Here is a 10,688-nt window from a genome sequence, read left to right on the forward strand (position 1 = left end):
ACCCGGTGGTTGCTCCACATCAAAACCCGGCCCCCGAACTTCCTGCAAAAAGGGCTTTTCGCCTCTCATCTAAGTCTCGGGCCGCGCCCTTCGAGAGATTGCCTTGGATTGAAACGCATTCACTCCCCGAACGCCTAAAGAAGCAGAGCACAGGTCTTGAACGATTTCCATCAGCAGGGATCACATTGGTTGAGATCTGGCTTAGCAATGCTTCCAAAATGCCGGCTCTTGCAATGCGCTTCAAACACCATGCCTGTGCACGACGGAACACACACCCGTCCTACCACCCTAGGTAGGATGAAACTTCCCACCTGGTGATTGCGTGAAGATTTCAACACCGTCCTCAGTCACGCCCACCGAATGCTCAAACTGAGCCGACAGAGACTTGTCGCGCGTAACAGCAGTCCAATCGTCGGCCAATACCTTGGTCTCGGGACGCCCCAAATTAACCATGGGTTCTATGGTGAAGAACATTCCCGGCTCCAACAAAGGACCTGTTCCAGGACGCCCATAGTGCAAAACATTCGGCGGCGCATGGAACACGCGACCTAACCCATGACCGCAGAAATCGCGCACGACCGACATGCGATGCGCTTCGACATAGGCCTGAATGGCGTGGCCAATATCTCCGAAAGTATTGCCGGGTTTCACGGCTTCGATGCCTTTGAACAAAGCGTCATGAGTGACCTGCACCAAACGTTCAGCCTTGCGCGACAACGTTCCGGCCGCATACATCCGACTTGTGTCCCCAAACCATCCATCGACAATCACGGTGACGTCGACGTTTAAAATATCACCCTCTTTCAGACGCTTATCACCAGGAATGCCGTGGCAGACCACATGGTTAACGCTGATACAACTTGCGTGCTGATAGCCCTTGTAGCCGATCGTCGCTGAGGTCGCGCCTGCGTCCTGCACCATCTGAGTGATCGTGGCATCGATCTCTCCGGTGGTCGCCCCCGGCACCACAAGTGGTGCGATTTCATCAAGAATACGCGCAGCCAACTCTCCGGCATGAAGCATGCCTGCGTAGTCTTCGCGATCATAAATGCGGATGCCATCTTTCGTCATCCGGCCCTGCCTACGGTCGTCCAAAATCTCAATTCCTGTGTCGTTTCAGGTTGATATAAATCGTTCGCCGGGAATTCGCCAGTCACTGCGGCGCAGCGTCATGTCACAATCGGAAGCGGTGCGCCCAAAACGACGCCATCGGTCGTGATCACCGTGCCATAACAAATCGCCTCGACCCCGGCGTTCCGCGCCCTTTCAAAGGCCGCGCTGTAAGCTGGATCAAGGTCATGGGCGAGATCGAAACGGGCGCAGTCCGTCCGCTGGACCAGATACAGCATGACCGCTCGATGCCCCTCTCCCACCATCGCGGCCAGATCATCAAGATGTCGCGCACCACGCGCTGTCACGCAATCGGGGAACTCAGCCAAATCCCCGTTTCGGCGCAGATGGGCGTTCTTCACCTCAACATAGACATCCGGCTCGTCTGCGCCGCTCAGCAGGAAATCCACCCGGCTTTTCTTGGCATAACGCACCTCGGGGCGAATGGTGTCCCATCCCGCAAGTTCGCCAATCGCTCCGGCGTGAAGGGCCTCGCCCACAACGCGGTTCGGCACGCCGGTGTCGATACCCGCAAGATGACCGCCGGGCAGTTCAGCAAGACGCCATCCGTACTTCAGCTTCTTTTTTGGATCATTGTTCGGCTCCAGCCAAACCCGCATGCCCTCGTCCGCCAGCCCCAGCATCGCGCCCGGGTTCGGGCAATGCGCGACAACCATCTCGCCGCTACCTTCCAAAACAACATCGGCCAGAAAGCGTTTGTAGCGACGGATAAGTCGTGCCGGAACAAGAGGGGTTGGAAAGAGCATGAGCCGCGGCCTATACCGACAAAACCCAAGGAACAAGGACCTCAGACAATGGCAAATCCAACCGCTGCGGTGCTGGTCATTGGCGACGAAATCTTGTCGGGGCGCACAAGGGACACCAATACCTACCATCTCGCTGGGCAGCTGACCGAGGCCGGGATCGACCTCAAGGAGGTGCGCGTTGTGTCCGACGATAGCGATGCCATTATCGCCGCTACACAAATACTTTCAAAGACTTACGACCATGTCTTTACGTCAGGCGGAATCGGCCCGACCCACGACGACATCACTGCTGATTGCATTGCCGCTGCCTTCAACGCGACAATCGACGTGCGCGACGACGCCCGGGCGATCCTTCAGGCCCACTATGACCGGCAGGGCATGGAGTTGAACGATGCACGCTTGCGGATGGCACGTATTCCGCAGGGCGCCACATTAATCGAAAACCCCGTTTCGACCGCGCCTGGGTTTCAACTTGAAAACGTCTATGTGATGGCCGGTGTGCCGTCGGTTTTCCAGGCGATGGTTGCAACGGTTCTGCCGACCTTGAAAGGCGGAGCGCCGCTTGTTTCCACATCCACCCGGATCGAGCGTGGTGAGGGCGATATCGCCGGACCCCTCGCAGACCTGGCCGCCAGGTACAACGACCTGAGCTTTGGCTCGTATCCCTATACAAAAAATGGCGTTTATGGCGCAAATATCGTGGTTAGGGGGAGCGATTCCGAGGCGGTTGCAGCGGCCACTCGGAGACTGATCGATCTGTTCTCGGATGCTGTGAGATGACACGCCCCACATCGTCCAAGTTGTTTCTTGCATTGGATGCAACATGGCCGCCCTTGAGGTTTGTGAATCTGCCACCCTGGACCTTGCGGGAAGGTGCTGGTGGCGGTCAGCGGGTCTCCGCGGCAACGGCTGCAGCTGACCTTTGCAAAGACGATATAACAGCGGCGGAAGTCGGAATGCGGGACCTCCAGCAACACCCCTTGTTCATGTTGCGGCCAGGCGACGACGCCCTCGATGAATGGCTGAAGGCCCGCAATTACGACATTGTGGACCCCGTCGCGATCTATCTGATGCCGATCAAAGACCGCCCCCATGACGTGCCTGACACCACAATCAAATCGACTTGGCCCGCTTCCACTGTTGTGCGCGCGCTTTGGGAAAAAGGCGGCATTGGTCCAGCTCGGGTCGCGGTGATGGACCGCGTGAGGAACACAAAAACCGTGCTTGTCGCCAAAGGCGCGACCCAATGTCTAGGAGCGGCCTTTGTCGCCAAATCAGACGATATCGCCATGTTGCACGCCCTAGAGGTTGCCCCGGAGTCGCAACGCCGTGGGATCGGCACCTGTTTGATGCACGCCGCCGCCCAATGGGCGAATCAAACAGGTGCGGAATGGCTCGCGCTTATGGTGACCCGCGCCAACTCGCCGGCAAATGCTTTGTATCGCACACTTGGAATGTGCGACGTTGGGCAGTATCACTATCGTCGTGCACCACAGGCAAAGTGATGATCCGGAACGCCTTTTTAGCTCTCTTGATAACTGTCAGCCCCGCAGCTGCATTGGATCTTTCGATCCCCCGTGGGGTTGAGACCCGCCGCGAGGCATCGCCTGCGTCCACCGTCAGACTGCCCAGTTCGGCCTGGTCCGCGGAAATTGCCCCTCCTGTGGTCGAAGGTGCTATCCGCAAACGCACGCTGCGCGTTGGCGGAGGCGCGCAAACAACGCTCCAACTTTTACGCCCGCTCCGCACAGCCTTGCTTGAAGGCGGGTACGTCGAAGTTTACGAATGCGAAAGCCTAACCTGTGGAGGCTTCGATTTCCGCTTCCAGCTTGATCTTCTCGGCGAGCCAGAGATGCACGTCGATCTTGGTGATTTCAGATATATTCTGATGGAAAACTCAGATGAGGCCACAACGGACGCCCGTCAGGTTTCGATTGTGGTCTCGCGCGATGCGCAAGTGGGCTATGTCCACATCACCGAGGTTTTCCCCATGAGACTTCCGCGTGAGGACGCGTCGTTGGCGCTGTCTACTCTCTCGGCGAACGCATCCGGCGACCTGCATTCGGACCTTGAAACAAGGGGACATGCCGTTCTGGACGATCTGGATTTCGGGTCTGGCGCGTCTGAGCTTAGCGATGCCGCATCCGAAAGCCTGGCCGATCTTGCGGCATGGCTGCGCGCCAATCCAAACGTCATAATTGCCATCGTCGGGCATACCGATGCCGTCGGCAGCCTTGCTGCAAATACGGCGCTGTCACAGCGTCGCGCCGAAAGCGTGCGTGGCCGCCTTCGAGATGGCTACGATGTGGATCCTGCGCAAATGCAGGCCGATGGCGTCGGGTTTTTGGCTCCGATTGCATCAAACCTGACCGAAGCCGGACGCGCAGAAAACCGCCGTGTCGAGGTTATTTTGCTGTCCGACGGCACCTGATCCCACGAAAAGAAACGGGCGCCCTAGGGCGCCCGAGTTGATTTTTATAGAGGGAACACTCGTCAAAACAGAGAGGATGTTACCAGCTGTCCGGGCCCTTCTCGGCGAAGGAATGGACAAGGAAATCGATGAACGCGCGTACCTTGGGCTGGGTGAAACGGCCCGGTGGGTACACAGCGTAGATGCCTTGGGTTTCGATCGGAAGCTCTGGGATCGCTTCTTCCACAAGGCCCTTTTGCATCGAGTCTGCATATAGGAAGGATGGTAGATAGGCGATGCCAAGACCTGCAATAGCGGCATTCAAAAGCGACTGGCCATCGTTGACCGTAAGCCAACCGGCGGTACGAACCTGCCGCTTTTCACCCGAAGGTGCGGTCAGCTTCCAGACGTTTCCGCTGGAATTGTTCGAATAATGCAGAAGCTTGTGTTCGTTCAGGTCGTCAATCTTCTGGGGGCGACCGTACTTCGCAAAGTAGTCCGGGGATGCGATCATCCGACGGTTGGTTTCGCAAAGTTTGCGGGCGCGCAAAGTGCTGTCTTCCAGCTCGCCAATGCGGATCGCAAGGTCGAAGCCTTCCGAGATCAGTTCCACATAACGGTTGTTGAGCACCATGTTCACCGTGATGTCCGAGAATTCCTGAAGGAAATCGCCAAGCACCGGTGACAGATGATTTACGCCAAAATCGGTCGCCACGGAAATCCGCAGCAGCCCGGATGGCGCTGATTGCATCGAGGTGACAAGCGCGTCGGCTTCACCTGCATCATTTAGAACGCGGCGGGCGCGGTCGTAGTACGCAAGGCCAATCTCCGTCGGAGACACCCGACGCGTTGTGCGGTTCAGTAGGCGCGCACCAAGCCGGGCTTCCAGAGACGAGACGTGTTTTGACACGGCTGATTTCGAGATACCCATTTTCTTGGCAGCGTCTGTGAACCCGCCCTGATCAACGACGGTTGCAAACGCCTCCATTTCGGTCAGTCGGTCCATTAGGAGCTTTACCCTTATTCTTTTGCGCCCCCCGGCAAACACCTCTGTGATGGTGAAATCAGGCAAGAATGCGGAAAGTCCCCGACAATTTCCCGGTATTGTCGGGATCGTTTTAGGATGGGAAACGACCGAGCAAAGCTCAAAATACAACTATTTGGTTTATTATCAATATATTAAGCACTAAAGGCCTGCCGCAAGTCGTGCGCCCTGATCTATTGCCCTTTTTGCGTCCAATTCTGCCGCAACGTCAGCGCCGCCAATTACGTGAACTTCAACGCCCCGACCCTCAAGCGCCGATCGAAGGCGTCTTTCAGGCTCCTGACCGGCGCAAAGGACGACCGTATCGCATTCAATCAGTGCGGGGCCATCCGATGTCGTCACATGCAAACCATGTCTGTCGATCAGAACATAGTCTGTCCCGCCCATCATCTTTACGCCCTTCCTCATCAAGCTTGTCCGGTGGATCCAGCCGGTCGTTTTGCCCAGCCGCTTGCCCGGACGCTCGGCCTTTCGCTGCAACAACGTCACTTTGCGCGGTGATGGCGCCGGCGAAGCCCCTTCTGGCGCAAGGCCACCGCGATGCTTGCCCGGGTCTGATACCCCCCACTCTTCCTTCCAAAGATCAAGGTTTTCCGCCGGGCTTTCACCGTCATGGGTCAAAAACTCTGCCACATCAAAGCCGATGCCGCCCGCACCCACAATCGCGACGCGCTTGCCCGCAACCGCGCGACCCGTCAGGATATCGACGTAGTTCACGACTTGCATCCCGCCGGAGGTCGGAATCCCGGGATCGCGCGGGACAACACCCGTCGCGACGATCACATGGTCGAACCCCACCAAATCGTCGGCCTCCCCTTCGACTTCGAGCCGCACATCAACGCCATGCTCGACCAACATCGTCCGGTACCAATCGATAAGACCAAAGAACTCTTCTTTGCCCGGCACCTTCTTGGCCATGTTCAGCTGACCTCCGATTTCCTTCGCCCGATCAAACAATGTCACAGCATGCCCGCGCTCAGCCGCAACAATCGACGCAGACAATCCAGCAGGCCCCGCCCCCACAACCGCGATCCGCTTGGGCGCATTCGTCGGCGTGTACTGAAGCTCGGTCTCATGGGCGGCTTGCGGATTGACCAGACAGGACGCGACTTTCATTTCAAACGTATGATCAAGACAGGCCTGATTGCAGGCGATGCAGGGCGCAATTGTCGCCGAACGCCCGGCGTTCGCCTTCGCAACGAAATCCGAGTCCGCCAGAAACGGGCGCGCCATCGACACCATATCGGCGCAACCATCGGCCAAAACACTTTCGGCAACTTCGGGCGTGTTAATCCGGTTCGACGTAATCACCGGGATCGACACCTCGCCCATCAGCTTCCTTGTAACCCAGGTGAAGGCACGACGCGGCACGGACGTCGCAATTGTCGGGATGCGGGCCTCGTGCCACCCAATGCCGGTATTCAGGATCGACGCACCGACCCCTTCGATCGCTTTTGCCAATGTCACGACCTCGTCCCAAGTCGAGCCATTCGGCACAAGATCAATCATCGACAAGCGATAAATCACGATGAAGTCGTCGCCAACCGCAGCCCGCACACGCCGGACAACCTCCACCGGTAAGCGCATACGGTTTTCATAAATTCCGCCCCAGCGATCGGTCCGCCGATTGGTGTGCGTAACCAGAAACTGGTTCAGGAAATACCCTTCCGATCCCATTATCTCGACACCGTCATACCCTGCGTCGCGCGCCCGCGCCGCAGCCGTTGCAATGTCGGCTATCTGCTTTTCGATCCCATCTTCATCCAGTTCGCGCGGTGCAAATGGCGAAATCGGAGATTTAACCGCAGAAGGTGCAACACATTCCGGACTATATGCATACCGCCCTGCATGCAGGATCTGCATTGCAATCCGACCACCTTCCTCATGCACCCGCCCGGTTACGCGGTGATGGTTTGCAATATCCTCGGGCTTGAACAACCCCGCAGCGCCGGGCAGCACACCCCCCTCGCGGTTTGGAGACATTCCTCCCGTCACAATCAGTCCGACACCGCCTCGCGCCCGCGCGCCATAGAACGCAGCAACCCGGTCAAAATCGCCAACTTCTTCCAATCCCGTATGCATCGAGCCCATCAGCACCCGGTTCGGCAGCGTCACGTGCCCAAGGTCCAAAGGTTGGAAAAGATGGGGGTAATCGGTCATGGCTTTGCCCTTTGCGAGTGTGTCCAGACCCTGGCCGAAGCTCGCGGCCCTGTCACGTGGGAACGCGGCGTCAGATTGTGTCGTGGTCCAGATTGTTCCGCCCGCATGGATCGGCTAACGTCGCGACAACAACAAACAAACGCGGGGCGGTCGAGCGGGTGACAGTGCTTGCAAAATACCAGCGGCTGGAATCCGAGGGTGTCTGGCGCGCCGATGATGACGCGCAAAGGCGCGATATCTTCGTCGCCATCGGAGACGCAACGCTCACGTTAACCGACCTTAACGAGGTCGCCCTCACCCACTGGTCCCTGCCTGCCATCCGCCGTCAAAACCCCGGCACGCGACCCGCGATATACGCCCCAGGCGATGACACTCCGGAAACGTTGGAAATTGCCGACGACGAAATGATCGACGCGGTGGAAAAAGTGCTTCGCGCTGTGCGCCGCCAAGGTCGCCATCCCGGGCGTCTTCGAACACTGATCTTTAGCGGCATCGGCGCGGCAATCCTTGGCCTGGGTGTTTTCTGGCTGCCCGGCGCGCTTTCAAAGTACGCCTCAAGCATCATTCCCGAAGCCACACGCGACAGCATCGGGGCACGGCTTACTTCCGACATTGAACGGCTGACGGGGGCGCATTGCGAACAACCAACAGCCCGGGCAGCCCTTGACCGGTTGACGGAACGCCTGTTTCCCGGTGACAGCCTGACCGTACTCATTCTTCCTTCGGCGCTTGAAACGACGCAACATCTGCCAGGCGGCACGTTGTTGGTCAGCCACAAGCTAGTCGAAGACTTTGAAACGGTGGATGTCCTTGCCGGTTTCCTTCTGGCCGAAAACCTCCGACGCGTTGAAAACGACCCGTTCGAGCGCTTGTTAAAAGACGCAGGCCTTGGCGCAGCATTTGGACTTTTGACGACGGGGGACATGTCTGGGGACGACTTGCGCGCCCATGCCGAGCGCCTGATCGTGGCTAATCGGGCGACGCTCGACAGCCGCGCGCTTGCGAATCAATTTATCCTTACAGAAGTGAAACCCAACGCCTATCTCACGGCTGTTTCCCCAGCGGCTGAGACAGTCGAGATCCTGGCGAATGCAGGCGCACAAATCCCGACCTCCCCGCTTTTGACGGACAGCGAGTGGATCGCGCTTCAACAGATTTGTGAGGCCTAGTTCCCGCGCCGAACCATCGGCACATCGTTAGACCAAATCCGCAACATTGCCGCGTCCCCTGCAGACGTGCGCGGCCCCCGGTTCGGATTAAGCCGGCCGTCATTCCACGCCGGCCGGAACCCCTTTGGTGAGAAAGCGTTAGCAGGTACTGCGCGCTTTGAAACGACCGGCGCGGACGTCGCCGCCGCACTGACCGAGACCGGAGACGTCACGAACACTCTTTCGGTTGCTCCCGAAAACGTCGGCACTTCGTCGCAAATCGGAGCGCGTGAAGCATCAAGTCGTGCGACCCAGACAATCGCGTCATTCATCTCAGCGCGACTGAAAGCACATCCCTCACTGTCAACAAACGCGCCCCCGATGTAATCGTCCGGCGGCATTTGCGCTGGAGAGCCTGTGGCCGCCACTGCGGAAATGACAAAAACCGCTAAACTACCAATATATGCGCGCATGGATCGATCCTTCCCCAAGATGTTGTGGCTAAAATGACTTGACTACCCAGCCCTGTAAAGAGCGTTTAGCCTATTTTGTCCCAAACATCCGATCTCCCGCATCGCCAAGCCCAGGCACAATATAACCAAGCTCGTTCAATCGCTCATCAAGCGACGCTGTGACCACGGGTACGTCCGGATGCGCTTCTTTCATGCGGGCCACGCCTTCGGGCGCAGCCAGCAGACAGAGGAACCGAATGTCCGTCGCCCCGCGCTCTTTGATAAGATCAATCGCCGCAACCGATGAATTACCGGTCGCAAGCATCGGATCCACGGCAATGACCAATCGATCCGACAATTCGCTCGGCAACTTACAATAGTATTGCACCGGCTTCAGCGTTTCTTCATCGCGGTAAAGCCCGACAAACCCAACTCGCGCCGACGGGATCAGATCAAGCATCCCATCAAGCAATCCGTTGCCTGCGCGCAAGATCGACACCAGCGCAAGTTTGCGACCGTCAAGAACGGGCGCTTGCATCGTTTTGATCGGCGTTTCGATCTCGCGCGTGGTCATCGGCAACCCGCGTGTCACCTCATACGCTAATAAGTGGCTGATTTCTCGTAAAAGCTGGCGAAACACCGCCGTAGACGTGTCTTTATCCCGCATTAGGCTCAGCTTGTGCTGAACAAGCGGATGGTCGACGACAGTCAGATGCTTGCTCATGATGGCTCCATTCGTTTCAAAAGTTTCGCTTTCGTTTGCGCGTCGCAAAACGCGGCCTCCAGACTGGTACGGGCGATCTCGTCGAAGACCCCCTCGTCCCACTCAAAGGCATCTGCCAAACGGTTGTATTCATTCACCATCGTCGTGTGGAAGAACGGCGGGTCATCGGTCGAGACCGTCACCTTCACGCCCCGCTCCCTAAGACGATGGATCGGGTGAGAGTGCCAGTCAGGATAAACACCCAAGACCACGTTTGACCCCGGACAGACCTCAAGAACAATCCCGTCTTTCACCAAACGGTCCACCAAAGTCAGGTCTTCGATCGCGCGCGCACCGTGGCCAATGCGTTCAACGCGGAGATCGTCCAGCGCATCGCGTACGCTTTCAGGCCCGCCCCATTCGCCGGCATGCGCCGTCAGCCGCAATCCCGCCTCGCGGGCGCAATCAAAGCTCCACTCAAAATCCTTAAGCTTGCCAGCTTTCTCGTCGCCCGCAATTCCGAACCCCACGATCCAGTCACCAACCGTTTCCGCCGCACATTTCGCCGTTTCGCGTGCTTTATCAGGGCCAAAATGTCGGATGCACGTGACGATCCCGCGCAACACAATTCCATGTTCGGCCTCGGCAGCATCGGCCGCCTCACGAATAGCCGCAAGGTATTCGCGCCAGGCCCCCACATCGCGGTTCCCACAGAAATCCGGCGACAGAAACGTCTCAGAATAAATCACACCCGATGCGGCACTTTCTTCCAAAACCGCCGTCGTCAGCCGCGCAAAATCCTCAGGTGTGTGTAACACGCTGGTCGCCGCCTCATAGACCTTCAGAAAGTCCCAAAAGTCCTTGTACTTATACCCGCCGCTTTCATCGAAAAT

The 10,688-nt window shown here is 57.8% G+C and carries 11 protein-coding genes; 4 read left to right on the top strand and 7 right to left on the bottom strand.

The window, feature by feature from the left end; translation table 11 throughout:
• Positions 1–288 precede the first annotated feature (288 nt).
• A complete protein-coding gene (map, locus tag AC221Y_RS14300; RefSeq protein ID WP_299758296.1) occupies positions 289–1,071 on the bottom strand; it encodes a type I methionyl aminopeptidase in 783 nt (260 codons plus the stop codon).
• A 98-nt stretch (positions 1,072–1,169) separates the two neighbouring features.
• Positions 1,170–1,877: a DNA/RNA nuclease SfsA gene (gene sfsA, locus AC221Y_RS14305; protein WP_299758293.1), complete on the bottom strand. Its 708-nt coding sequence runs from the start codon at positions 1,875–1,877 to the stop codon at positions 1,170–1,172.
• Between the two features lie 48 nt (positions 1,878–1,925).
• Between sfsA and AC221Y_RS14310 the strand changes: the two genes are divergently transcribed.
• Genes AC221Y_RS14310 through AC221Y_RS14320 form a run of 3 tightly spaced genes read left to right on the top strand, consistent with a single transcriptional unit; the run spans position 1,926 to position 4,308 of the window.
• Positions 1,926–2,657: a competence/damage-inducible protein A gene (locus tag AC221Y_RS14310; protein WP_299758291.1), complete on the top strand. Its 732-nt coding sequence runs from the start codon at positions 1,926–1,928 to the stop codon at positions 2,655–2,657.
• Complete coding sequence (locus AC221Y_RS14315) at positions 2,654–3,382, top strand: GNAT family N-acetyltransferase (protein WP_299758288.1); 729 nt, start codon at positions 2,654–2,656, stop codon at positions 3,380–3,382. The genes AC221Y_RS14310 and AC221Y_RS14315 overlap by 4 nt, the downstream gene beginning before the upstream one ends.
• A complete protein-coding gene (locus tag AC221Y_RS14320) occupies positions 3,382–4,308 on the top strand; it encodes an OmpA family protein (RefSeq protein WP_486707581.1) in 927 nt (308 codons plus the stop codon). Before AC221Y_RS14315 ends, AC221Y_RS14320 begins: the two co-directional genes overlap by 1 nt.
• Before the next feature lie 79 nt (positions 4,309–4,387).
• On the opposite strand, the gene AC221Y_RS14325 is transcribed toward AC221Y_RS14320, so the two are convergent.
• Positions 4,388–5,293 carry a LysR family transcriptional regulator gene (locus tag AC221Y_RS14325; RefSeq protein ID WP_299758282.1) on the bottom strand — a complete coding sequence of 302 codons (906 nt, stop codon included), beginning with the start codon at positions 5,291–5,293 and terminating at the stop codon, positions 4,388–4,390.
• 180 nt (positions 5,294–5,473) lie between these two features.
• Positions 5,474–7,492, bottom strand: a complete 2,019-nt coding sequence (locus AC221Y_RS14330; RefSeq protein WP_299758279.1) for an NADPH-dependent 2,4-dienoyl-CoA reductase — start codon at positions 7,490–7,492, stop codon at positions 5,474–5,476.
• 158 nt (positions 7,493–7,650) lie between these two features.
• Between AC221Y_RS14330 and AC221Y_RS14335 the strand changes: the two genes are divergently transcribed.
• Complete coding sequence (locus AC221Y_RS14335) at positions 7,651–8,661, top strand: hypothetical protein (protein WP_299758277.1); 1,011 nt, start codon at positions 7,651–7,653, stop codon at positions 8,659–8,661.
• Here the strand turns inward: AC221Y_RS14335 and AC221Y_RS14340 are convergent.
• From AC221Y_RS14340 to AC221Y_RS14350, 3 genes are all read right to left on the bottom strand, one after another.
• Positions 8,658–9,113 (bottom strand): hypothetical protein, encoded by a 456-nt coding sequence (locus AC221Y_RS14340; protein ID WP_486707582.1) that lies wholly within the window; start codon positions 9,111–9,113, stop codon positions 8,658–8,660. The two genes, AC221Y_RS14335 and AC221Y_RS14340, sit on opposite strands and share 4 nt — an antisense overlap.
• Before the next feature lie 70 nt (positions 9,114–9,183).
• A complete protein-coding gene (gene upp, locus AC221Y_RS14345; RefSeq protein ID WP_299758273.1) occupies positions 9,184–9,816 on the bottom strand; it encodes a uracil phosphoribosyltransferase in 633 nt (210 codons plus the stop codon).
• The coding region (locus tag AC221Y_RS14350) for an adenosine deaminase (protein WP_486707583.1) at positions 9,813–10,688 on the bottom strand (876 nt) is incomplete at its 5' end. The genes AC221Y_RS14350 and upp, both read right to left, overlap by 4 nt.

This window comes from Boseongicola sp. (assembly GCF_057460485.1).